Origin of the sequence: Corynebacterium sp. ES2794-CONJ1, assembly GCF_025660615.1 — a bacterium.
In the GTDB taxonomy this organism is placed as follows: domain Bacteria; phylum Actinomycetota; class Actinomycetes; order Mycobacteriales; family Mycobacteriaceae; genus Corynebacterium.
On record NZ_JAOTIM010000001.1, the window covers coordinates 360,989 to 383,702 of the forward strand.

The 22,714-nt window shown below is 53.4% G+C and carries 23 protein-coding genes; 2 read left to right on the forward strand and 21 right to left on the reverse strand.

Annotated elements, in window-relative coordinates:
• The first annotated feature begins 148 nt into the window (after positions 1-148).
• Entirely contained in the window at positions 149-682 is a 534-nt protein-coding gene (locus tag N7326_RS01675; protein ID WP_263088048.1) for a M23 family metallopeptidase, read from the forward strand.
• 42 nt (positions 683-724) lie between these two features.
• On the opposite strand, the gene N7326_RS01680 is transcribed toward N7326_RS01675, so the two are convergent.
• From N7326_RS01680 to rimM, 15 genes are all read right to left on the reverse strand, one after another.
• On the reverse strand, positions 725-1,624 hold the full coding sequence (locus tag N7326_RS01680; RefSeq protein ID WP_263088049.1) for a tyrosine recombinase XerC: 900 nt from the start codon (positions 1,622-1,624) through the stop codon (positions 725-727).
• Between the two features lie 44 nt (positions 1,625-1,668).
• The gene (locus N7326_RS01685; protein WP_263088050.1) at positions 1,669-2,844 is read right to left on the reverse strand and encodes a DNA-processing protein DprA; all 1,176 of its coding nucleotides are present in this window, start codon (positions 2,842-2,844) and stop codon (positions 1,669-1,671) included.
• Positions 2,831-4,408, reverse strand: coding sequence for a YifB family Mg chelatase-like AAA ATPase (locus N7326_RS01690; protein ID WP_441303813.1), 1,578 nt, complete (start codon positions 4,406-4,408; stop codon positions 2,831-2,833). Before N7326_RS01690 ends, N7326_RS01685 begins: the two co-directional genes overlap by 14 nt.
• Positions 4,353-4,751: a YraN family protein gene (locus N7326_RS01695; protein WP_259076288.1), complete on the reverse strand. Its 399-nt coding sequence runs from the start codon at positions 4,749-4,751 to the stop codon at positions 4,353-4,355. The genes N7326_RS01690 and N7326_RS01695 overlap by 56 nt, the downstream gene beginning before the upstream one ends.
• A 211-nt stretch (positions 4,752-4,962) precedes the next feature.
• Entirely contained in the window at positions 4,963-5,268 is a 306-nt protein-coding gene (locus tag N7326_RS01700; protein WP_259076287.1) for a DUF2469 domain-containing protein, read from the reverse strand.
• A complete protein-coding gene (locus N7326_RS01705; RefSeq protein ID WP_259289260.1) occupies positions 5,258-5,938 on the reverse strand; it encodes a ribonuclease HII in 681 nt (226 codons plus the stop codon). Before N7326_RS01705 ends, N7326_RS01700 begins: the two co-directional genes overlap by 11 nt.
• Positions 5,939-5,953: 15 nt before the next feature.
• Complete coding sequence (gene lepB / locus N7326_RS01710) at positions 5,954-6,745, reverse strand: signal peptidase I (RefSeq protein WP_396124698.1); 792 nt, start codon at positions 6,743-6,745, stop codon at positions 5,954-5,956.
• 124 nt (positions 6,746-6,869) lie between these two features.
• Positions 6,870-7,211: a 50S ribosomal protein L19 gene (rplS, locus tag N7326_RS01715; protein ID WP_259076284.1), complete on the reverse strand. Its 342-nt coding sequence runs from the start codon at positions 7,209-7,211 to the stop codon at positions 6,870-6,872.
• A gap of 162 nt (positions 7,212-7,373) precedes the next feature.
• Positions 7,374-7,937 (reverse strand): methylated-DNA--[protein]-cysteine S-methyltransferase, encoded by a 564-nt coding sequence (locus N7326_RS01720; protein WP_259289262.1) that lies wholly within the window; start codon positions 7,935-7,937, stop codon positions 7,374-7,376.
• A gap of 7 nt (positions 7,938-7,944) precedes the next feature.
• Complete coding sequence (locus N7326_RS01725) at positions 7,945-10,218, reverse strand: Tex family protein (RefSeq protein WP_259157659.1); 2,274 nt, start codon at positions 10,216-10,218, stop codon at positions 7,945-7,947.
• A 93-nt stretch (positions 10,219-10,311) separates the two neighbouring features.
• Entirely contained in the window at positions 10,312-10,962 is a 651-nt protein-coding gene (locus N7326_RS01730; RefSeq protein WP_259157657.1) for an FMN reductase, read from the reverse strand.
• 6 nt (positions 10,963-10,968) lie between these two features.
• Entirely contained in the window at positions 10,969-12,087 is a 1,119-nt protein-coding gene (locus N7326_RS01735) for a CE1758 family FMN-dependent luciferase-like monooxygenase (protein WP_259157656.1), read from the reverse strand.
• A gap of 154 nt (positions 12,088-12,241) precedes the next feature.
• Positions 12,242-12,622: a hypothetical protein gene (locus N7326_RS01740; RefSeq protein ID WP_259157655.1), complete on the reverse strand. Its 381-nt coding sequence runs from the start codon at positions 12,620-12,622 to the stop codon at positions 12,242-12,244.
• The gene (gene trmD, locus N7326_RS01745; RefSeq protein ID WP_259157654.1) at positions 12,615-13,502 is read right to left on the reverse strand and encodes a tRNA (guanosine(37)-N1)-methyltransferase TrmD; all 888 of its coding nucleotides are present in this window, start codon (positions 13,500-13,502) and stop codon (positions 12,615-12,617) included. Before trmD ends, N7326_RS01740 begins: the two co-directional genes overlap by 8 nt.
• Positions 13,502-14,017, reverse strand: coding sequence for a ribosome maturation factor RimM (rimM, locus tag N7326_RS01750; RefSeq protein ID WP_396124681.1), 516 nt, complete (start codon positions 14,015-14,017; stop codon positions 13,502-13,504). The genes trmD and rimM overlap by 1 nt, the downstream gene beginning before the upstream one ends.
• Before the next feature lie 78 nt (positions 14,018-14,095).
• Between rimM and N7326_RS01755 the strand changes: the two genes are divergently transcribed.
• Positions 14,096-14,488, forward strand: coding sequence for a cupin domain-containing protein (locus N7326_RS01755; protein ID WP_259157653.1), 393 nt, complete (start codon positions 14,096-14,098; stop codon positions 14,486-14,488).
• On the opposite strand, the gene N7326_RS01760 is transcribed toward N7326_RS01755, so the two are convergent.
• The 6 genes from N7326_RS01760 to ftsY all read right to left on the reverse strand — a co-directional run bounded on the left by N7326_RS01760 (position 14,489) and on the right by ftsY (position 22,702).
• Positions 14,489-16,114 (reverse strand): hypothetical protein, encoded by a 1,626-nt coding sequence (locus tag N7326_RS01760; protein ID WP_263088053.1) that lies wholly within the window; start codon positions 16,112-16,114, stop codon positions 14,489-14,491.
• 107 nt (positions 16,115-16,221) lie between these two features.
• Positions 16,222-16,701, reverse strand: a complete 480-nt coding sequence (gene rpsP, locus N7326_RS01765) for a 30S ribosomal protein S16 (protein ID WP_259076271.1) — start codon at positions 16,699-16,701, stop codon at positions 16,222-16,224.
• Positions 16,702-16,897: 196 nt separating this feature from the next.
• Positions 16,898-18,457, reverse strand: a complete 1,560-nt coding sequence (gene ffh, locus N7326_RS01770) for a signal recognition particle protein (RefSeq protein WP_259077084.1) — start codon at positions 18,455-18,457, stop codon at positions 16,898-16,900.
• A gap of 75 nt (positions 18,458-18,532) precedes the next feature.
• Positions 18,533-20,677, reverse strand: a complete 2,145-nt coding sequence (locus N7326_RS01775) for a [protein-PII] uridylyltransferase (protein WP_259076269.1) — start codon at positions 20,675-20,677, stop codon at positions 18,533-18,535.
• A complete protein-coding gene (locus N7326_RS01780; RefSeq protein ID WP_259076267.1) occupies positions 20,631-20,969 on the reverse strand; it encodes a P-II family nitrogen regulator in 339 nt (112 codons plus the stop codon). Before N7326_RS01780 ends, N7326_RS01775 begins: the two co-directional genes overlap by 47 nt.
• Before the next feature lie 140 nt (positions 20,970-21,109).
• Positions 21,110-22,702 (reverse strand): signal recognition particle-docking protein FtsY, encoded by a 1,593-nt coding sequence (ftsY, locus tag N7326_RS01785; protein ID WP_263088054.1) that lies wholly within the window; start codon positions 22,700-22,702, stop codon positions 21,110-21,112.
• Positions 22,703-22,714: the final 12 nt, after the last annotated feature.

Consider the following 22,714-nt stretch of genomic DNA (forward strand, 5'->3'; position numbering starts at 1 on the left):
AGCTAAGTAAGCTAATCAAGTCGAAAACCCGCCATATAGTCGGTCGACTTAATCTTTTTGAAAGGACACAGTTATCCACATTTGTGGCTCACAGCAGTTACCAGCACAGGCGCAGAGGCGGCCGTAGTGGTGCACTGTCATTATGGCTATGCTCACAAACATCAAATTGATCGTCATAATATCGGCGGGATTGAGTGTTCTCTCTATCGACGGCGTCGTCGCCGCGACTCCGAATGAACTCTATTCATCTAGCCAAGCGGCGTTCATAGACCCGATCACTGGCACTTCAACCGTCTCCTTTGTCATCCACGGCTTCGATGATCTCGAACACAACTGGCACGCTGGGCACCGCGGGGTGGATCTTCGCGCCAGTCGCGGAGCACCGGTTGTAGCTGCCGGTGAGGGGGAGGTATATTTTTCGGGCTCAGTTGCCGGAGTGCCGTCAATCTCTATCCAGCATCCGAACGGGGTACGCACCACCTATACGCCTGTCGACAGTACCCTCTCTAACGGAGATCCGGTGTATAAAGGTCAGGTCCTAGGAACCTTAGGAAATTCGGGGCGAGACCATGACGGATTGCACTGGGGTGCCAAAATAGCCTCCGATCGCTATATTGATCCACTTTCTCTTCTTGCGGATATAGATATCCGCCTCAAACCATGGAATCACATGAAAATCTGAAATCCACCGTCGACCCGTACAACTTCAATACCCTCGTGACTACTAGGCTCGGGGATGCGATTGCTTGTAGGCCTCATAGAGCCGTTGGGAAGAGACATGGGTATAGATTTGCGTTGTGTTTAACGATGAATGACCTAAGAGTTCCTGCACCATTCGCAGGTCTGCACCACCGTCCAACATATGGGTGGCTGCACTATGGCGGACAGCGTGTGGCCCTAGCCCCGCGATGCGCAATTCCAGCCCGGCGCGCTCAACTAACCGCCGTACCACACGCGGATTAATACGTGCGCCTCTGGAACCGAGGAAGAAGGCGGGAGTGGATTCTTTGATTAACTCTGCTCGGGCTTGATCGCGGTAGGTAATAAGGCTTGTTCGGCACGGGTCTCCGAAGGGAACGACGCGCTGCTTATTGCCCTTGCCGGTGACTGTAACGACCATTCTGGTGAAGTCGAAGTCTCCCAAGTCGATACCGCAGAGTTCGGATACGCGGATTCCCGTGGCATAAAGAAGTTCCAAGATTGCGTGATCGCGCAGGTACTCCGGCTCGCGGGTGGCTGCGGAGGCTGTCATGAGTTGATTAATCTTAGGTGCGGGTACGACGTGGGGGAGATTGCGCGCCGGGGTGGGGCTTTGCAGGCGTTGGGCAATATCGCCTTGGATATAACCTTTTTTAAAAGCCCAGGTAGAAAAACTACGGATTGCAGCGATTCGTCTTGCCATGGTGGCCCGGGATTTTCCAGATTCAACCGCACCCGCAAGCCATGCCCGTAAATTTTTGAGACTGAAGTCCGTGAAGTTGCGGTAGGTGGCTGCAAAATCGCGCAGATCGGCGCGGTAACCTCTTACGGTCGCCGGTGAACGCCCCACCACAACTTCGAGGTGGGTGAGATAATCTGCTATTGCGGTCTCGAGTTGGCCGTATTCATTATCTGAACCCGTCATATCTCTAGCGTAGGCGGATGTGAGCCTAAAGGTCTAGAGCACCGTTAGCTTTCGCCGCGAATCCAATAATTGCGCTTCCGGCTCACCATATTTTTCCCGTGCAATTCAATAAGGAGGTGCATGGTTAATCCCACGGGTAGTCCTGCACGTTCGGCTATATCAGTTGCGCTTAATGGCTGCGCATGTGTGGAATCGTAGACCCGCAATTCGTTCCGAGAAAGTCTTTGGACCGCTGTGGGTGCAAAATCGAGCTCGTATTGTGCTTCGGGGTCGATGGTACCCAGAGGTTGTACGAGTTCTCTGACCTCGTTCGGGGATCGAACCATCTGCGCTTCACCAGTTTTTATTTTCTCCAAGCACCCAAAGGAATTGATATCCGTGATAGGGCCTGGAACTGCCATGGGCTGGCGGCCGAGACTTGCCGCCCACTGCAGGGTATTGAGAGCCCCGGAACGCCATGCGGCTTGAGTGACAACGGTTCCTTGCCCAAGAACTGCCGCGAGCCGGTTGCGCGTGAGGAAGCGGTGCCGATACGGCGGCGCATCTGGAGGGTATTCGCTGATGAGTGCCCCACCAGGGGATTTCGCTATGGACCGAAACAGTGCCCTATTTGCCGCTGGATAGCTTCGATTGATTCCGCATGCCTGAACGACCACGGTCGCTCCACCCGCGTTGAGAGCTGTAGCGTGTGCGATGGTGTCCACGCCGAGTGCTCCCCCGGAAATAATGGTCCATTGGTGTTTGACGAGCCCTGCAACCATGAGTTCAGTGACATCGCGTCCGTATGCGGAAACAGCGCGAGTTCCTACCACTGTCAGTGATTGAGCGGTTAGAGCACGAATATTTGCCCCCTTGACCCACAGTGCATGGGGCCTCGCTGCGTCAGGTTGCTGACCTTTTGGGGACTGGCTCATGCCACGCTCAGCGAACCCGAAGCCCGAATCAAAAAGCTCACCTGGCCATTCCTTGTCCTCGGGTGTTATTAATCTAGCGCCGCAGTCATGGGCTTTGTCTAGGTCCTCTTTCGCCCGATCAATATGATAGCGAGCGGCCGTTGCAGCCGCTAAGGAGCCGATCCACGGAGCCCGCTTTTTGACTCCACACGCAATCTCCTCAATATCATGGCCTTGATCGATCAGGGCTTGGAGATGCCGGCTGGGACCTTCGATGACGCGCGATAGATAGGCCCACGCTTCGATTCTTGAGTCAGATATTGGCATAAGATCTCTCCGATCCGCGCAGTTTACTGGCACGCGCGATATGATCTACCCCAGGCTGCGGCGCACCTTCGAGGTCGGCGAGGGTCCAAGCGATTTTTAAGATTCGATCAACTCCTCGTTGTGTGATGAGTCCGCGGGCTAGAAAACTACTCATCATCGCCATGGCTTCGTCGTCTGCGGGGTGGTTTCGGCGCACTACCGCTGGCTCCAATGTGGCATTGATCATTGGGCCGAAGCCCGCTTTTTCCCAACGATAACGCGCTCGACTTCGTGCTTGGCTCACCCGTTGGGCAATATTGGCAGAAGACTCGACAGTAGTCGCTGGGGTGACGGTTCCGCGGCTATGAGTCTTGGCATAGATATCGATCCGATCCCGCAGCGGTCCAGAAATATTAGCCAGGTACTTGACCCGCGTAGTGGCGGAGCAGGTACATTCACTAACTTCATGTGCTGCACAGCGGCACAGGTTGGCGGCCATAATGAGCAGAAACTGTGCTGGTAATTCGATGATGCGGTGGCGGCGCTGCAAGCGCACGCATCCTTGTTCAAGGGGGACGCGAAGATGATCGAGCACCCTAGCGGGGATCTCCGAAACCTCATCGAGGAAGAGGACTCCGTGATGTGCCAGCGATGCCGCACCGGGCTTAGGGTGCCCATGTCCTCCTCCGATGAGTGCCGCCGCGCTCACGCTGTGATGTGGGGCTACGAAGGGGGCACGATATGCCTCATGGCTCATTCGCTGCCCTGCACGAGCATAGATCGCTGCGGTTTCAATGGCTTCCGCTTGATTCAAAGGGGGAAGAATAGTGGGGATTCGCTCGGCGATCATGGATTTTCCACTTCCCCTAGGCCCGGTTAAAAAGAGTGAGTGACCGCCAGCAGCCGCAATTTCGGCTGCCTCTTTCGCTACTGATTGATCCATGATCTGGTTCATATCAACGACACCCTGTGGTGGTGTCTGTGGGTTGGGGCAACTCGATACGGTTGGGAGGACTATATCCCCTCGTAGCCAAGCCACGATATCGCCGACAGTCTTCGCCGCCCTGATCTCAACGCCGATACCGGCGGCTACTTGAGCTTCTTCGATATTGGCATGAGGAATGATCGCTGTTGGTATTTTATTACGATGAGCGCACAGTATTCCAGGTAAGGTCCCACGAACCCCGCGGAGGCGACCATCTAAACCGATTTCTCCCACAATCAAGGTGCGAGCGGCGCGCCTATGAAGATCTGTGTCTCCCGATTGCGCAACTAAGATGGCGGTGGCTATAGCGGCATCGAAGTGGTTGCCCGTTTTGCTGATATCCCCGGGCAGGAGGTTCACCGTGATCTTAGTCTTCGGCCAAGGAAGGTTGCGATTGTGGGCGGCTGTTTTTATGCGATCTTTAGCCTCGATAACTGCGGCCGACGCCATCCCTACGATATAGGTTCCAGGCAGACCCGGCCCTATATTTGCTTCCACTTCTACGGGTATGGGGTTGATCCCATCAAAGGCTACTGAATAAGTTTTAGCGAGCACCCGAGTCCACCCCTCGATACCAGGTGATCTCAGCGAAGCGACCATCGCGTGTGACCACAGTGATAACGTCAAATCGCATGGGCAGGAAAATTCGCGTTTTCGCCCATAAAATCGCGGTGGCCCGCATCCGCCGTAGTTTCTTCTGATCTACTGCTTCAGCGGCTCCATAGGTGTAGGAGCTTCGAGTTTTCACTTCTACCACCACACGTATGCGGTGGAGGGGATCGTAGGCGATAATATCGATCTCTCCGCATGGATAGGCGATATTGCGACCAAGGATCTTAAGACCTCGCCGCCGCAGAAAATCGACGGCTGCGTTCTCGCCGACGGTGGCGAGTATTGGAGGTGGCAGTTGCTGAGTTGAAGAAGATAAAGAGGTTATAGACATTGGGGTGCTCTTCTCTAGCAAGGCATAAAACTTAAAGTGATTGGACGCAGATTTTTCTGCGCTCACTTCTTAGCGTTGACGAGAACGGGCACCGTGGCAAAGGTAAAATATGCTGGCAAACAGATTCTGTGGGATTCTGCTTAAAGGGTCCATATGGACCATAGCTATCATTGGTCTAAATGGACCCGTAAAAGATCGAGTTGCGTTGCCTCTAGTCAGGGATGACTAACTCAGGTTTATCTAGTTCTTCAATATTGACATCTTTGTACGTTATAACTCTCACGTAGCGAACAAAGCGTGCGGCTCGGTACATATCCCACACCCAGGCGTCGGACATCCGAACTTCATAGTAAACATCAGCGCCGTTGGTATGCGGGATGAGCTCCACCGCATTAGCAAGATAGAAGCGCCGATCAGTTTCTATCACATAGGAGAATTGACTAACCACATCCCGATACTCGCGGTATAGGGCTAGTTCGACATCAGCCTCATAATTCTCTAGATCTTCAGCGCTCATCAATCTGTTCCTCCCTTTGATGTGGGAAATTTTCTTGTGCCAGCCACTGCTTATGCGCTGCGGCTATATTTGCATAACTATAACGATGAATAGGGCTGGCTCCATGGAGGCGCACCGCGTGGATATGCTCACGGGTGCCATACCCTTTATGTCGGGCGAAATTATAGACAGGGTATTTCTCATGGAATTCCTCCATCACCGTATCCCGCGCGTATTTAGCCAGAACCGACGCGGCTGCAATGCACCGCGCTTGGCTATCGCCGCCGATAATCGGCAAGGAGGGCGCGGAAAAACCTTCAATGCGCAGGGCATCAGTCAGAATATAGTGCGGGCTTAGTTTTAATTGAGCCACCGCTCGACGCATACCAGAAGTATTCGCATTCTGAATTCCGCGGATATCAATTTCTGGGGCGCTGATATGAACAATTGCGCTTGCGAGTGCGTAGCGGAGGATCAGTGGGTATAACTGGGCTCTTTTTACCGGTGTGAGTTTTTTGGAATCGGTTAATTCCGCGAGTTCGGCAATGGGATGAGAGGGTAATATGCACGCGGCGATTGTAATAGGGCCAGCGCAACTCCCCCGCCCTGCTTCGTCGACCCCCGCAACGGGCCCTAGACCTGCTTTGTCTAGGGCGACTTCGAAGGTGCGAAGATATTTCAGGGTGCGCATGGATAATATGGTTTACTAATTGGTGCCTAGGTCTACGTGCTCAATAAAACCAGTGCGCGGTAGGGGGAAGAGAATAAAGGATACTTTACCTTTCACATTATCTACGGGGATGGTTCCTTGGGTGTTGTCCCCCAAGTGGTAGCGCGAATCGGCTGAGTTGGTTCGGTTATCTCCCATCATGAAGAGGTGTTGGTCGGGTACTTTAACCGGGCCGAAATATGGGCCCCCGCATGCATCGGAACCAGTGTCAGGCGAAATTGGGTATTGAGGTGGGGTATTGATAAAGGAATCGTTTGTTCGCTTCCCGTCAACCATGACGCCGGAATCACCCGGCAAACACTGCACGGTTTGTCCTCCCGTAGCAATGACGCGCTTGACTAGATCGTTTTCATCTGGAGCGACGAATCCGATGAAGGCTCCTGCCTCCTGGAGACCAGAGATAAGAGGATTGGTGGAGCGCGAAGATACGAAATTCGTGTTCCATGAATCGGTACCCTTAAATACCACTACATCGCCTGGCTGAGGGTCATCGAATGCGTAGGTTATTTTCTCTACAAAGATGCGGTCGCCGAAGCAACCCGCGCATCCATGCAAAGTGGGTTCCATCGATTGCGAGGGTATGAGATAGATGCGGCCGACGAATACTTGCAGAATCGAAATGAAGATAATGGTGAGGAGAACAACCAGCGGTATCTCGATATACCAGGGCTTTCCCTTCTTCTCTTTCGGCTTCTTATCGTCGGGATCTTTCGCGCCCGATGCGTCATATTCTGGATGCTGATTCACACTGTGGAATCTTAGCAGCATCTCGTGCAGCGTCTGATTCCTATTGCTAGATATCGGATGACTAAGCTGAGCTGGCACCAACAAAAAATCCTGTGGGCGGATGGTCTCCGTACCCACAGGATGAATTCTTTTTACGCCAGAAAAATTAGCGCTTTTCGCGAATCTTGGCAGCCTTACCACGTAGATCACGCAGGTAGTACAGCTTAGCTCGGCGAACACGGCCCCGAGTGATCACGTCGATCTTTTCAATATTGGGGGTGTGCACTGGGAACGTACGCTCCACACCGATACCGAAGGACACCTTGCGGACGGTGAAAGTCTCACGGATGCCGGATCCCTGGCGGCGGATTACGACACCTTTGAAAATCTGCACACGAGACTTGCTGCCCTCAATAACCTTAACGTGGACGTCAAGAGTATCGCCGGCGCGGAAATCTGGGATATCGTCGCGCAATGAAGCTGCATCAACTTTGTCAAGAAGGTTCACAGTTAAACCAATCCTTTTCTTTTATAGGAAAGAGGAACCTAGCGGCACTTCCTTCTAAAAAAACTTTTGGGCGCTCGTGCTGGTTCATATCCACTACAGAGTATTGAAGGCTGGCAAGAAACCAGACAACTGTGGGAATATTACCGTTGTTAGCTAGGAACATCAAGTTAGCTCAGGGAGGCCACCATCCGTCGCTTGCGGTCTCTTCAGCTCCCTCCTTTTCACCGCGCAGAGATCTGCTCCTTCGAGCGTGAGGAGAAATTCCTTGATGACCATGGGGGCTGCGAACCCGCCGAGTGAGTGCGCCGCTACGACGCGGTGACATGGGACGATGAGCAGGAGTGGATTGGCTCCAAGTGCGCGTCCCACCGCTCGGGCGGTTCTTGGTTTTCCAATAGCACGAGCTAATCCTCCGTAGGTGATCATCTCCCCCCTCGGAAGGGTTTGAAGGGCTCGGTATACACGCATCGCAAAGTCGGTTCCCTGAATCTCAGGCGTGATGAGACCCTCGTCAGGTTCGTCTCCGGCAAAATACTGAGCTAACCACTGTCGTAATCCAGCCGCAGCATGAGCTGGAACGGTATCATTCGAGATCTGATTCTCGTCGGGGAAGCCGCGCTGTTCGCGGTGCCACAAACCCACAATACGCGTTCCGCAGAAACGGGCCCGCAATTGTCCTACTGGAGAGTCGATATCGATGCTCGCATAGTTTGGTAGGCGCGCCATGGCGAGACTAGTTTTGTTCCAGGTTATTTTCCAGGCCGGCGCGTCGCATGGCATCAGCTAGAGAGCCGGAGGCCGACGCTTGCTGCTTCCTCTGCGGCTGTTTTTTATTAGGAGACCGCGTCGCTTTTTCATCTCGAAGGCGCATGCTGAGACTAATTCGATGGCGCTGGGGATCCACGTCGAGAACCTTCACGCGCACGACTTGGCCCGAACGGACAACCTCGTGGGGATCAGAGATAAATTTCTCACTCATAGCGGAAATATGCACTAATCCGTCTTGATGAACCCCAATATCAACAAATGCACCAAATTGGGCAACGTTGGTCACAGTTCCCTCTAGAATCATGCCTGGCTGGACGTCACCAATCGAGGTCACGCCTTCCTTAAAGACCGCCGTTTTGAATTCTGGGCGAGGATCTCGACCAGGCTTATCTAATTCAGCCAGAATATCTACCACGGTGGGAACACCGAACATATCGTCTGCGAAGTCAGCTGGATTGAGGGAGCTGAGAAGCCTGGTATTACCTATGAGGTCAGCAACGTCGAGGTTGGCGCTGCGTGCAATCGCGCGCACGACCGGATAAGCCTCTGGGTGCACGGCGGAAGCGTCGAGGGGATCTGCGGCACCGGTGACTCTTAAAAATCCAGCGCACTGTTCGAAGGCCCGCGGCCCCAGACGGGGTACGTTCTTGAGTGCAGCTCGAGAGCTGAAAGAACCATGCTCATTGCGGTAAGAAATGATGTGGCTGGCGATCGTTGGGGTGATACCAGCCACCTTGGTGAGCAAAGGATGGGAGGCGGTGTTGAGATCTACGCCGACCCCGTTGACGGCATCTTCAACGACGGCATCAAGAGTTGACGCTAACTTTGCCTGGTTGACATCATGCTGATACTGGCCCACCCCAATTGCCTTCGGATCGATCTTGACCAATTCGGCGAGGGGATCCTGCAAGCGCCGAGCAATGGAGACAGCGCCGCGCAGGGAGACATCCATATCGGGAAATTCCTGCGCTGCTAGTTCGGACGCAGAATACACCGAGGCACCAGACTCGCTCACGACCACTGGGATCGGGCGGGCTGCGCCGGATTGTGAGGTAGCAGCGGCAATTTCTGTTGCTAGTTTCTCCGTTTCTCTCGAGGCCGTTCCGTTGCCGATTGCGATTAGTTCCACTGCATAGTGTTGGCACAGGTGAGTGAGGTGCTGGCACGTCTTGTCCCACTGGTTGTGAGGCTGATGGGGATAGACCACAGCGGTATCGAGAACTTTTCCGGTGCCGTCGATCACCGCACATTTCACTCCGTGGCGATAGCCCGGATCCAAACCTAAAGTGGTGCGTTGACCCGCGGGCGCTGCAAGCAGGACATCTTTGAGATTGCGGGCAAAAACATCGAGGGCGCCTGCTTCGGCCTTCTCATTTAAGCGCATCCGCGTATCGAGGCTCGCACCGACATAAAGCTTGGTTTTCCAGCCCCATCGCACCGCGTGGTCGAGCCATGGATACCCAGCGGTGAGCCCCAGATGCTTCATGACCAGTCCGATATAGAATTCATCATCCCCCGGGTTTAATTCGAGCTTAAGAATCCCTTCTTTCTCTCCTCTCATGATCGCCAGAATGCGATGGGAAGGGAGGCTATGGAAGGGTTGGCAGAAATCGAAGTAGTCGGCGTATTTCGCCCCTTCCTCAGCTTTACCATCAATTAATTGTGAAGATAGTACTCCATTTCTAAACATGGCCTCGCGGATCTCAGTGAGCAGATCCGGGTAGAATGTCAACCGGTCAACAAAAATGGCAAGCGCACCTTTATGCACAGCCTTGATATCAGGGAAATCGGCGTGGATAAATCGCGCTGCATACTCATCTGGGTCATGGGGTTTATCGGTCATGAGCTCGTCGAGGAGGGCTTCGAGACCTGCTTCGCGTGCGGTATCAGCCTTGGTTTTCCGGCGCTTTTTATAGGGTGCGTAGAGATCTTCTAGGCGGGCTTTATTCTCGCATCCCGCAATGAGCTCACGCAGTGTGGGGGTAAGTTTGCCCTGCTCGTCGATGGCACTGAGGACAACGTGCTTACGGGCCTGAAATTCCTCTAAATATTGGCTGCGTTGGTGAATATGACGCAGTTGGGAATCGTCAAGTCCACCGGTGTGTTCCTTGCGATAACGGGCGATAAAGGGAACGGTATTTCCAGCGTCGATTAGCGCCAGGGCACGGCGAACTTGATCGGGGTCGACACTGAGTTCCGTGGCAATGGTCTCGACATGAAACGCTGCTGACTCACTCATGAGCGTTATTGTAGTCAGGCCAGAAATCGATTGTGAAAAGGAAAATACTACCGCCATCATGGACTTCGACGACGGTAGTATAGGAGGAAGGTTCTAGCCAGTATGCCCTTTCAGGAGGTCTGCAAAGCTTCTGACTTCGGGATTAATGGTGGTATTGGAGCTACGCTGCGGTAGTGAATCGTAATCGGGACCGAATCCAACAACTCCGGAGTTGGTGCTCACAATATGCTCTGCAAGTTCGGTAGCAGCACGGTTGACGCGGTGTTCGATCTCGCTGTCGGAACCGAAATCATCGGTGGCCACGAAGACCGCAGTTGGCACAACCACAGCTCTCATATAGGCAAATAGCGGGCGCATCGCATATTCGAGAGCGAGCGAATGCCGTGGGGTTCCCGCGGTAGCTGCGATCAAGACAGGCATCCGAGTTAATGCCTGCGGATCGAGAGTGTCAATGAACATCTTAAATAGCCCTGAGTAACTTGCCGCAAAGATGGGGGTTGCCGCCACCACAGCGTGAGCGTCGGTGACGTTGTCCATAGCCTCACGCAGTTTATCGGTATAGATACCTGTGGTCATCACCGTGGCAAGATCAGTTGCGTATTCGGTGAGGTTCACATACTCAACCTCAAGTCCCTCACCCCGCTTAGAAACCTGGGCCACCACCGATTGCGCAATACGTTCGGCCAAAAGCCTGGTACTCGAGGGGCTAGACATTCCAGCGTTAAGCACTAATAGTTTCTTCATCTCTATCTACTTTCCTTCAGCCGGAATAACGAGGCGATGGTACGAGTTCTCACCTTCAGCAACCAAGCTCGCGTGGGTTGGAGGATCGCTTGGTACGTGGGCGGGGCGACGAGCTTCGAATTCTTGTCGTAGTACTGGGGCGATTTCCTTACCCAGAATCTCGATCTGCTCGAGCACAACCTCCTGAGGAAGACCGGCATGGTCGATTAGGAACATCAAACGCTGGAAGTCGCCTACCGCATCGGCATAGCCGAGGTACCGTTCAATGATCTGTTCTGGGGTCCCCACCGTCAGTGGGGTCATGCGAGTGAAATCTTCCATAGAAGGCCCGTGTCCATATACTGGCGCCTCGTCGAAATAAGGGCGGAAAAACTCCTGAGCCTTACGCTCGGTTTCGGCAGCGAAGAATTGTCCCCCGAGACCGACTATTGCTTGATCGGCGGCACCGTGTCCGTAGTGCTCGAAACGCTGGCGATAGAGATTCACCATGCTGGCGGTATGTTCGATATTCCAAAATATATTGTTATGGAAAAACCCATCACCATAATAAGCTGCTTGCTCGGCAATCTCGGTGGAGCGGATGGAGCCGTGCCAGACAAAGGGGGCTACGTCGTCGAGGGGCCGCGGAACGGCTGTGAACTGTTGTAGTGGGGTGCGGAATTCCCCCTTCCAGTTGACCTTTTCCTCACGCCACAATCGACGTAAAAGGTGGTAATTTTCTACTGCTAATTCAATGCCTTTGCGGATATCTTTACCAAACCAAGGATAAACGGGGCCGGTATTACCACGGCCCATCATCAGGTCCACCCGGCCTTCCGCTAGATGCTGGACATACGCATAATCTTCAGCGATTCGAACGGGGTCGGTGGTGGTAATCAGAGTCGTAGCTGTGGTGAACTGGATATGACGAGTTTGAGCCGCTAAGTGAGCCATTAAGATGGGCGGATTCGCCGGAGCCACGAAAGGCGGGTTGTGGTGTTGCCCTGTACCGAAAACGTCGAGGCCTACTTCTTCGGCCTTCTTGGCTATGTCTACGGTGGCCTTAATGCGCTCGTGTTCGGTTGGGGTTGTACCTGTCGTTGGGTCTTTGGTTACGTCGCCGATTGAGAAAATTCCGATTTGCATAACCATAGAATAAATAAAAGTTGTAGACGTGTCAACAACTAGGGACTCTCAACCCTCATCCCCGGCTCACCACCACAAAATTTGCAGCTTAATGTTCTACCTCGACCGCTTGTTGTGCCTACACAGAGGTTAAGCACCGCTCATATCTAGCGAATCAGCTCTCCTCAGTTTTAAATTGGCAGATAGCATCGATGTGGGGATTTACACTTCCCTCCACACTGGTGCCATACCAGTAGGTTTGAGGGGGAAACGAGGAGCTTACAGCCTGGGTAGCCGCCTTCAAGTCCAACTTGGTTGATCCGTGGATCAGTACCCTAAATAGGACTTCAACCAAAGGAACGCGGCCCTCACGCTGTTCATATTCCGAAACCAGCATATTTTCCGGCTCGCAGCTCATGGTTACCGCCTCACTATGAATCGCACGCACTGTATAACCGTGCGATTTAAGAGCTACCGGTAAATCGGCCACGAGTTGATCGAGTGCCAACGGATCCATCAATACGGAAAGATCAGTTGTCACAGCTCGATTAGTCATCGAATTCCGTTCCTCGCTCTTTCTTTGTAGGTTGGTCGGCGAAGAAGGTGCATTCACGTAAAGCCTGCATATCTCGAGCACTCAACTCTACTGCGTCCAAGAGATCCGGGCGTACGAGATAAGTTCTTAAAAGAGCTTGATCGCGACGCCACCGCGCCACTTTTTGGTGATTACCGGAGAAAAGTACCTCCGGGACATCAAGATTACGCCACTGCCGCGGCTTGGTATAACTTGGCCCCTCAAGCAAACCAGTGGAAAAACTATCGTCCTCATGGCTGAGCTGATTGCCTAAGACGCCAGGAATCAATCTCACCACGGCTTCGGCAATGACTAAAGTAGCTACTTCCCCACCGATGAGAACATAATCACCAATGGAGACCTCACGCACCCGATAACGTTTGTGAGCGTCATCGATGACTCGCTGATCAATACCCTCATAACGCCCGCAGGCAAAGACGATATGATCTTCCACCGCAAATTCCTCTGCATCCCGCTGGCTAAAGGGTTTACCCGACGGGGTGGGAACCACAAGCAGGGGTCGAGGATCTCGACAATCCGCACGGGCTTCATCAAGGGTGGAGGAATTATCGCTGGACCTGTGACGGTGCGCCGTGGCGGAGCTAAGATCCTGAGCAGTGGAGAATAGTCCATCTCGCGTAGCTATATCGTCGAGGGCTGGCCCCCACACCGTCGGTTTCATGACCATACCAGGTCCTCCACCATAGGGAGTATCATCGACCGATTTATGCACATCATGAGCCCACTGGCGTAAATCATGCACGCCAACTTCAAGAATTTTCTGCTCAATAGCCTTCCCGAGGAGTGCATGGCGTAGTGGCTCAAGATATTCGGGGAATATTGTGATGATATCAAGACGCATTACAGATCCAGGAGCCCTTCGGGAGGGGTAATAACCAGGAAGCCAGATTCGAGGTTAATATCTGGCACGATGGCGTGCACAAAAGGTATCAGCGCCTCTTTGCCCGAACGCAACCGTACTTCAAGTAGTTCACCTGCTGGTCCGTGGCTTACTCCGATAACCTCGCCAATATGTAGACCGTTATGGTGGACCTCCAGACCTTCCAATTCGTGGTCATAAAAGGCCTCTTCGTCATCCTCAGCATCAAGGGGCTCGGCATAAAAGTGAGTGCCGCGCAAACTATCCGCTTGAGTGCGGTCAGCAATTTCTTCAAATTTAATTAATAACCGATGCTGATGTGGCCTGAGACTCTCAATAGTTAATACGCTATCCTTGCGGCCCTGACGAGCCTTCAGGGGCTCACCGACCCGAAACCGAAGCTCCGGATCATCAGTGGTTATCTCTACAGCCACTTCGCCCTTGATCCCGTGGGATTTTACTACCTTGCCAATCATCAATTCCATGGTCAATACCATAGCAAACACTGCTTAGAGCATAATCCCTGGGCATAAATTTTGGCGCAGAACTATCGGGACTGAACTATAGTGGCGGGTATGAATACTGAGCCCGTACATACCCCAGAGACTTTCGGCAACCTCGACCGCACCGACAGCGGTCTCACCGTCATCGACGCCCCGCAGGCAGCACCACAACCGCACGGGGATAAACCCGGGGTGCAAAGGGTAGCTCGAGCAAATGGCGCGAATATCATTCTCTTTAATTTCGCCCCAGGCCAAGAGCTCAAAGATCACAAGGCAGCGCACCCCATCACAGTGCAATGTTTAGCCGGCTCACTTGTCTTCGGCTGTCATGGCGATAATATCGTCCTAACCCCTGGACGTGTTATTCACTTGGATGCGCATACGGTCCACCGCGTGAGTTGTCCGACCGATGCCGCAGCTGAGAATATTCTGCTTCTCACCATGCTCACACCGGTTAAGGTTTAGCTAGCGCCCTTGCAAAGCACTGAGATTTTCGGCAGCAGCCTCGTAGAGCTCATTGATAATCGGATCATTGAATTCTCCATTTTCCACCATATCGATAACATTGCGATAGCACAGAGCTGCCGATTCGTTCTCCCCTAGTTCCTCGCGCACAGCACCCATCTCGTAGGTGGCATAAATCAGTGGCGTCCGGTGGGCGGGATCGGGGGAATGCTCGGCAATCTCGACACAGCGACCTAAGTAGTAAATGGCACTGGACCAATCCCCTTCGCTCTGCGCAAATATTCCACAATCGTATAGGTACCTTACCGCTTCGGTAACCGATGACACCATGTCGAGACCGTGGCGATCCAGTTCCACGTGCTCCCAAATATTTCGAACGAGAAATTCTACCGCTTCGTTAATCTGCTCGATTTTCAGCGCCCGGTAGATATCGCTCATAGCTTCTTCACAGTGACCATCCTGATATAAGCGTTGGGCTCGTTCGGCAAGAACCAAGGCTAATAGAGAACGCCCACGATGAGACTCCTCGTACGAATCTGCTGCAAAATGAGCGGCTCGTTCCCCAAGAAACGTGGTGGCGGTGGCGTTATCTCCCGTCTTCAGCGCTTCGGCATGTAAATAGAGAGCTAGAATAACTCCGTAATCGCTGACAGGGGCGCGCTTTTCATAGTCAGCGAGAATATCTAAAGCTTCCTCTGTGGCTACACCAGGTTCGACAGTGACCAAACACTCGATGCGCATGGCTTGGAGTTCGTGGTGGGTTGTCAGAGACAGAAACTCTTGGCCGACTTTAGCGTCGTCGCGCTCCTGCTCCGGACGCGCGTCCCAATCGTAGAATTCCATTAATCGATCAATCTCAATCAATGCCTCTGGGTAACGCGCCCCAGCCATGAGATAGAGAGCATACTTCTTGCGCGCAATGAATTCGACCCCGGGACTATCCTGCATGAGCGCTAAATCGGCAAGAGTCCGCGTGTGCTCCTGGAGCACGGGGAGGATAACGGGATCCTGTATGGCACCTGACGATTCCACGCTATCGAGAAACTCGATATAGAAGTCAAGACCCGCGCTCGTATTCCGAACTTCTGGCCAGGAGAGGACACGCTCATAACAGTGGATCCGTTCCAAGCCATCAAGAAGCGCGAGATTTCTTTCTAAGATAGCCACAATAGAATCAGGAACCATGGAAAAGAGCACATCGCGACGTTCGCCCAACCACGGTATAAAAACTCGCAAAAATTTGCGACCTTGCCACGTATTTTCCAACATAGTTAAAAGCTGCAAACCAGTGAACTCGTGAGCTGGTTCTAAAGCGATCGAGTTCAGTCGCTGCAGTAACTGGGCGACGGGAGTGGTATAGCCAGGCTCCGTCTGTAGGCGCGCATATTCGAGCCAGCACCACCCACTATTGCCGGAAAAAGGGAGAGAAGAGGCCTTCAGGGCGTGCTCTTTTACCCTGTCCCATCGATTAAATTCGGCGTGCATCTCACACAGATAGATGTGAATACGACCCTGTTGCGCATCGTCGACCGTAGCAAGTAATTTCTCTAGTTTCTCGATCGCATCCTCGATATCACGATCGAGACCGCTGGCAGCGAGATGCAGACATTCCTCTATGGGATCCACTCTCAAGTTCTCCCTTCCCAAGGGTTAACAAAGCCCTTTTCAGTGCCTCGCCATCATTCTAGATCACGGATGCACACCGAAAAGGGCTGCGAAAAAATTAGGAAGAATTACTCTGAATCCTCGACTGATTCCTCAGCTTTAGCTTCTTCCTTAGCTTTAGCTTCTGCTTCTGCCTTAGCCTTAGCGTCAGCTTCTTCCTTAGCCTTACGCTTCTTTTCCGTAATAGCCTCAGCAGTAGGGCCCTCATTAGCCTCAGCGAGTGCCTTGTTGAAGAGCTCGAGCTTGGAAGGCTTCTCTTCTGCCACCTTCAAGGTACCTTCAGCACCAGGTAGTCCCTTAAACTTCTGCCAATCGCCTGTCACCTTTAGCAGAGCGAGAACAGGCTCGGTAGGTTGAGCACCCACGCTCAACCAGTACTGAGCACGCTCAGAGTCGATCTGGATGACAGATGGGTCTTCTTTGGGTTGGTAAATGCCAAGGTTCTCAATGACCTTACCATCGCGTCGAGTGCGAGCATCAGCCACAACCACGCGGTATTGAGGAGTGCGAATCTTACCGAGACGCTGGAGCTTAATCTTGACAGCCATGAAGGCTTCCTTTCAGTCACTGGGCCGTTCAGACACCGGAAAATATACCGGCCGGTTGCGCCCCTTTCGTATTTATCCTGCGATGTGACGTACCGTTCGGCCGGAGCCGGAGGCGGTGTAATCTGCAGGTTGCGGGGTTATCTAAAATCGTAGATAACCCCGCCAAGACTAGTACACCTCCTGTATTCGGGTCAAACTAGCGCCCTTTGCCAAAGTCGAGATTATTCAGATCGATATTTTCCATACCCTTGGGCATCTGGGGAAAACCGCCGCCCATTTGCTGCTGCATTCTTTGTAATTCCGCAAGATCAGGCATACCCTGACCTTGACGCTTCGGGGCCTTCCGCTTCCCGTTCTTCTTCCGACGACCCTTAGCTTGCTTCTTGGTGGCGCTTCGATTAGGAAAGCCTCCTGGCATACCCATGGAGCCAGCCATCTTTCCCATCATCTTTTTGGCTTCGAAGAAACGGTCAATCAGCTGATTGACGTCGCTCACACTCACTCCGGAGCCACGTGCAATTCGCTTGCGGCGGGAAGCATTCAGAATTTTGGGGTTTTCACGCTCAGCGGGGGTCATACCACGAATAATTGCTTGGATGCGATCGAGCTGTTTCTCATCGACCATATCCGCGACCTTGGCCATCTGCGAGCCCCCAGGCAGCATCTTCAGAAGATTGCCTATTGGCCCCATCTTGCGGATCATCAGCATTTGATTAAGGAAGTCCTCGAGCGTGAGCTCACCCGAAGCGAGCTTGCCCGCAGCATCCATAGCTTGTTCTTGGTCGATGGACTTTTCGGCCTGTTCGATCAAGGAAAGCACATCGCCCATGCCGAGGATTCGGCTGGACATGCGATCAGGGTGGAAAACGTCGAAATCTTCGAGCTTCTCACCTGTGGAAGCGAACATAATCGGTTTGCCGGTGACTTCGCGAATCGAAAGCGCTGCACCACCTCGGGCATCACCGTCGAGCTTGGTGAGCACTACGCCCGTGAAATCAACGCCGTCACGGAAGGCCTGCGCGGTATGCACCGCGTCCTGGCCAATCATGGCATCGATGACAAAGAGCACCTCATCAGGGTTGATAGCATCACGGATCCCGCGTGCTTGGTCCATGAGAGTCTCATCGATACCAAGGCGTCCAGCAGTATCGACGATCACCACGTCGTGCATTTTGGTTTTGGCATGGGCGATACCAGCGGCGGCCACCTCGATCGGATCCGCATGGGAGGTGCCCATTTCATGATCGACGGTATCAATGGAGGTTCCTGGATCTGGAGCGAAGGTCGGAACCCCAGCGCGGTCGCCGACGATTTCAAGCTGCTGCACTGCACCAGGGCGCTGTAGGTCGCAGGCCACTAAAACTGGAGTGTGACCTTGATCTTTCAGGTATTTTGCAAGTTTGCCGGCGAGAGTAGTCTTACCCGCTCCTTGAAGACCAGCGAGCATGATAACCGTGGGAGGAGTTTTGGCTAGGCTGAGACGGCGGGTTTCCCCACCAAGTATGCCTGTGAGTTCTTGGTCGACGATCTTAATGACTTGCTCAGCTGGATTGAGAGCCTTGGAAACTTCGGCCCCAAGCGCGCGGTCTTTGATTCGAGAGATAAAGCCACGCACGACGGGGAGAGAAACATCGGCTTCGAGGAGGGCGAGTCGAATCTCGCGAGCCACCGCATTGACGTCAGCTTCTGAGACGCGACCTTTTGATCGCAGCCCCGTGAGGGCTTTGCCGAGGCGGTCTGATAGAGATTCAAACACGTTACTACTCATCTCCTTAATATCTTATGCTCAGCCTCGCTCCGAGGTCTCCGCACAGTTCTCTTCCCACCTATACTAACCTCTGCTTAACACTCGGGTCACGTCACGGTCTACGGCAGCTCGCTCATATCCCGGTTTGAGCGAGCACACCACAATAATGGTTGCCCCTGGAGTAGACATGCTCAGCCAGTGTAGATCGGGCAGAACCCCCATGAGGGTCCCCAGTGCGGCGCGCCGATCACTGGTACGAATTTCTAATATATCTCCGTGCCAGTAGGTGACTGGGTCGGAGCGCGTAACAGGTGGCAGCGCCGAATAAACTCCTGATTTATAGGCTTGGATGAATTCTCCCTTATCGAAACCAGTGCCTAGCGTGTTGTAGACGGTCAATTCAGCGATGATCTTCCCCCGTGATCCATCGTCGATAAAGTCTGCTTCAGTAATTGTCCATCCTTTAGCTGCGATGAGGGCAAAAAGCCTAATACTCTCTCGCCAGTACTCCCCTTCCCAGCAGATTCTGGCTTGGGATTCTTCTCCTCCTAACAGGTCCAAACCCGCGCGATAGCGAATAACCGGAGGCCGTGGTTGATGGCTGTGCAACTGAGCACGAGCTTTGGAAATGAGCAGCCTCGAGCCCGATTGCAGAGCTGGGGACCACACACCAGGACCGGTAGCTTGGGCATCTGCGGCTACTAAGACCTCTAATAACTCGAGAACAAGGAAATTGTATCCAAGGGTGTCTAAAAGCGTGTCGCGGATATTATCGGATTCAATGTCCTGGGTTGCGATGAGCCTTGGAATAAGAGTGTGATGCAGAACAACGGCGTGGACCACCGCTTGATCTTGAGCTGAGAGCTTTAAAGTCTGGGCCATCTCGACAACCATCTGCGCCCCAACCTCCTGATGACTTCGGTGGTGACCTTTGCCAATATCATGGTAGAGGGCAGATAGGAAAAGGAGGTCAGGACGGGAGACACGGCCCCGAGACCGAGCACAAAACTCTAGGACCTTAAGGCTATGTCGATCCACGGTGTGGATGTGGGTAGGTTCTCTGGGCAACATTCCCCGAATACGCCCCCAACCAGGGCAAATATTTTCCCATAACCCGTATTCGTCGAGCTCCAGAATCACCCGAGCGCTATGATCTGGTGAGGAAAGAAGAGCAAAGAAATCCCCTGTCATCGTTTTCGTCCATTCATGGCGATTCGCCCTGGGGACGGTGATGAGCTGTCGCCAGACCGAGCGTCGAATGGGCATTCCAGTTCGTGCGCCAGCCGCAGCTACGCGAAGCACCAGCCCTGGGTCGCCGAGATTCGGTTGCCGGGCGAGTGTAATCTCGCCATTCTCCTCAACAACGTCGATATCGAGAGGGCGACGCTGGGCACTTCGCGCAGGGGAATTACGGCGCAGCAGATGCCTCGTCGACGCTAGAGCGGTAGTCAGAGCACCATCGATGCGGTGGGCTGCGTGAGCGAGATCCCGAGAGAGCGCATACCGGTCTGAGTAGCCCAGATCTTCTGCGACATCCACAGCGAATTCCGGATCCAGCACATCGCGTGCGCGCCGGGCATGGTAATGCAAGAGGGTGCGCGAATCCACTAATAAAGCACGTTCTTTGGATAGATCGGGGATATCGACCATATGGCCAAGGGCTAGAGCACGCAAAAATTCGTGATCGCGCAGACCCCCACGTCCATGTTTTAGATCCGGTCGCGTCATCGCAACGACAGAGCCAGAACGTCGCCACCGTGCGATGGCAAGGTCGACAAAAGCATTAAAGTTCCGGTTGAGATGGACTCGCCACCTACGCAGCACAGCGTCCCTGGTGGCCGACGTTAATTCTTTATCGCCGCGAATATGCTTGAGTTCTAATAGAGCCAATGCCGCGGTGGGATCGGAGTTGACTAATGAGACACACTCATCTCTGGTGCGCACCGCGTGATCGAGGCGGAAGGATGCATCCCATACTGGATACCACAGGTCCTGAAGATTCTCAGCGGCAATGGTGCCATCATAAATAAGCACCAGGTCCAGATCTGATTGCGGCTGCAGTTCACCGCGTGCCAGCGAGCCGGTGGCAGCGAGTGCGCTCCCTTTCGGTAGGCGGATATTGGCGAGGACGTGTGCGGCACGGGCTCTCGCGCGGTCACGGATATCGTGAGCACGCACAGAGCTAAATTGCCGCGGAGCCGCGCTCACCAGTACGCACGCGAACGACATCCAGCACGTTGGTGACCCAGACTTTACCGTCACCAATCTTACCGGTATGGGCTGCGTCGACGATGGCTGTGACGACATCGTCAATGATGGGATCCTCAACAACGACTTCGATTTTTACCTTGGGTACGAAGTCAATAGCATATTCGGCACCTCGGTAAACCTCGTTGTGGCCTTTTTGCTGACCGAATCCTTGAGCCTCGGTGACAGTCATAGCGTGAACTCCCACCTGCTCAAGCGCATCCTTGATATCCATCAATGTAAATGGTTTAACAATGGCAGTGACGAGCTTCATTATTTGTCCTTGCTAGGCTCCGTTAAGCCCACTGAAAATCTTTTGGGTACTCCCCAAAATAGTAGCCTAGCCAGCCTCCTGGCGGGGAGGCTGGCTAGGTGTCAAGAATGACCTTTTACTAACTACTAGTCATAGCGACCTCAGCCGAGGAGCGCATCAACGAAACTTTCTACTTCGAATGGAGCGAGGTCGTCGGCACCTTCACCCAAGCCCACAAGCTTGACTGGAACACCTAGGTTCTCTTGGACTTGGAAAACTATCCCACCTTTGGCTGTGCCATCGAGCTTGGTCAGCACCACACCAGTGATATTAACCACTTCACCGAAAACCTTGGCCTGATTTAAACCGTTTTGACCCGTCGTAGCATCGAGAACAAGCAGCACTTCATCGACGTTAGTCTTCTTTTCCACAACTCGTTTGACTTTGGCAAGCTGATCCATCAGATTGGCGGAATTGTGAAGTCGCCCAGCGGTGTCGATGACCACCACATCGGCTTTGTGGTCCACTCCACGTGAGACAGCATCGAAAGCTACGGATGCCGGATCGGCAGCCTCTGCACCGCGAACGACCTCTGCTCCAACCCGACGCCCCCAAGCTTCGAGCTGATCAGCTGCTGCGGCACGGAAGGTGTCGGCGGCACCGAGAAGCACCTTATGCCCCATCGATACCAGTACGCGCGCTAATTTACCGGTGGTTGTTGTCTTACCCGTCCCATTGACGCCGACCATCAAGATAATCGCCGGTTTACCTCCATAAGGGATAGCCTTAAGGGAACGATCCATGTCGGGCTTGCATGCTTTAATAAGGCATTCTCGAAGCATAGAACGCGCTTGAGCTTCAGATTCCACTCCACGGACCGCGATCATATCCCGTAGCTCTTCCACCACAGTCATGGTGATCGCCACCCCGAGGTCAGCTTGAATGAGCTCAGCTTCAATATCCTCCCACGCTTCTTCATCGAGATCGCCGGCAGAGAGTATTCCCAGCACAGATTGTCCAAAAACATTCTGCGAGCGCGCCAGTCGACCGCGCAGTCGACCCATGCGACCGGCTGCGGGAGCTATATCGTCGATGGTGCCTTCCACTCGAGCGCTTTCTGGGGAGCGATCAACAAGCCCATCGAGCCTTTCAGAGCTCGTGCTTACTTCTCCGTGAGCGGAGATATTAGCGGGTTCCACTAGCCCGGTTGGTGCGGTGTCTGAAGTGTCAGCAGCGTCCTCGGCTTTGTCATCACCGTCATTTTCTTCCAAGGCTGCGATATCTTCGAAATCAACGAGCTCGACGAAATTATCATCTAAATCATCGGCTACGCCCTCTGTATCAGCATCTACCGACCCGTTGTCTGGTAGTGCCTCGTCGGCCGCTGTGACAAGCTCAGCTTCCGGCTTAAAATCGCTCGAGATATCCGGCTTGAGATCCTTGGCACCGTCCGACGGCGGTATGGGGGCTAGTGGCTCCACCGTGGAGATCGGTGTTTGATCGGCTCCAGGAGGTTGCGGTGGATCGAGCAGCTCAGGGTGTTTCTCGGCTGGGGCGAATTGAAAGCCTCCATGAGCCTGATAATTTCCAGATTTTTGCTCTTGAGTTAGTTCTTTGGGTTGATCATCATCGGGTTTCTGGAACGCGATTGTTTTGGTTTTTCTACGTTTTAAGCCAATAACGATCAGGATGGCAACAATGATTGCCACCACGACGGCAGCTAGGATGATCCCATAGAGCGGTTCGATAGTCATGCTCCCATCTTG

What these genes read in the sequence shown, in the direction of transcription:
- N7326_RS01675 (WP_263088048.1), top strand. Translation starts at nt 149, where the DNA reads ATGCTCACAAACATCAAATTGATCGTCATAATATCGGCGGGATTGAGT.
- N7326_RS01680 (WP_263088049.1), bottom strand. Translation starts at nt 1,624, where the DNA reads ATGACGGGTTCAGATAATGAATACGGCCAACTCGAGACCGCAATAGCA.
- N7326_RS01685 (WP_263088050.1), bottom strand. Translation starts at nt 2,844, where the DNA reads ATGCCAATATCTGACTCAAGAATCGAAGCGTGGGCCTATCTATCGCGC.
- N7326_RS01690 (WP_441303813.1), bottom strand. Translation starts at nt 4,408, where the DNA reads ATGGTCGCTTCGCTGAGATCACCTGGTATCGAGGGGTGGACTCGGGTG.
- N7326_RS01695 (WP_259076288.1), bottom strand. Translation starts at nt 4,751, where the DNA reads ATGTCTATAACCTCTTTATCTTCTTCAACTCAGCAACTGCCACCTCCA.
- N7326_RS01700 (WP_259076287.1), bottom strand. Translation starts at nt 5,268, where the DNA reads ATGAGCGCTGAAGATCTAGAGAATTATGAGGCTGATGTCGAACTAGCC.
- N7326_RS01705 (WP_259289260.1), bottom strand. Translation starts at nt 5,938, where the DNA reads ATGCGCACCCTGAAATATCTTCGCACCTTCGAAGTCGCCCTAGACAAA.
- lepB (WP_396124698.1), bottom strand. Translation starts at nt 6,745, where the DNA reads ATGCTGCTAAGATTCCACAGTGTGAATCAGCATCCAGAATATGACGCA.
- N7326_RS01720 (WP_259289262.1), bottom strand. Translation starts at nt 7,937, where the DNA reads ATGGCGCGCCTACCAAACTATGCGAGCATCGATATCGACTCTCCAGTA.
- N7326_RS01725 (WP_259157659.1), bottom strand. Translation starts at nt 10,218, where the DNA reads ATGAGTGAGTCAGCAGCGTTTCATGTCGAGACCATTGCCACGGAACTC.
- N7326_RS01730 (WP_259157657.1), bottom strand. Translation starts at nt 10,962, where the DNA reads ATGAAGAAACTATTAGTGCTTAACGCTGGAATGTCTAGCCCCTCGAGT.
- N7326_RS01735 (WP_259157656.1), bottom strand. Translation starts at nt 12,087, where the DNA reads ATGCAAATCGGAATTTTCTCAATCGGCGACGTAACCAAAGACCCAACG.
- N7326_RS01740 (WP_259157655.1), bottom strand. Translation starts at nt 12,622, where the DNA reads ATGACTAATCGAGCTGTGACAACTGATCTTTCCGTATTGATGGATCCG.
- trmD (WP_259157654.1), bottom strand. Translation starts at nt 13,502, where the DNA reads ATGCGTCTTGATATCATCACAATATTCCCCGAATATCTTGAGCCACTA.
- rimM (WP_396124681.1), bottom strand. Translation starts at nt 14,017, where the DNA reads ATGGTATTGACCATGGAATTGATGATTGGCAAGGTAGTAAAATCCCAC.
- N7326_RS01755 (WP_259157653.1), top strand. Translation starts at nt 14,096, where the DNA reads ATGAATACTGAGCCCGTACATACCCCAGAGACTTTCGGCAACCTCGAC.
- rpsP (WP_259076271.1), bottom strand. Translation starts at nt 16,701, where the DNA reads ATGGCTGTCAAGATTAAGCTCCAGCGTCTCGGTAAGATTCGCACTCCT.
- N7326_RS01775 (WP_259076269.1), bottom strand. Translation starts at nt 20,677, where the DNA reads ATGTCGTTCGCGTGCGTACTGGTGAGCGCGGCTCCGCGGCAATTTAGC.
- N7326_RS01780 (WP_259076267.1), bottom strand. Translation starts at nt 20,969, where the DNA reads ATGAAGCTCGTCACTGCCATTGTTAAACCATTTACATTGATGGATATC.
- ftsY (WP_263088054.1), bottom strand. Translation starts at nt 22,702, where the DNA reads ATGACTATCGAACCGCTCTATGGGATCATCCTAGCTGCCGTCGTGGTG.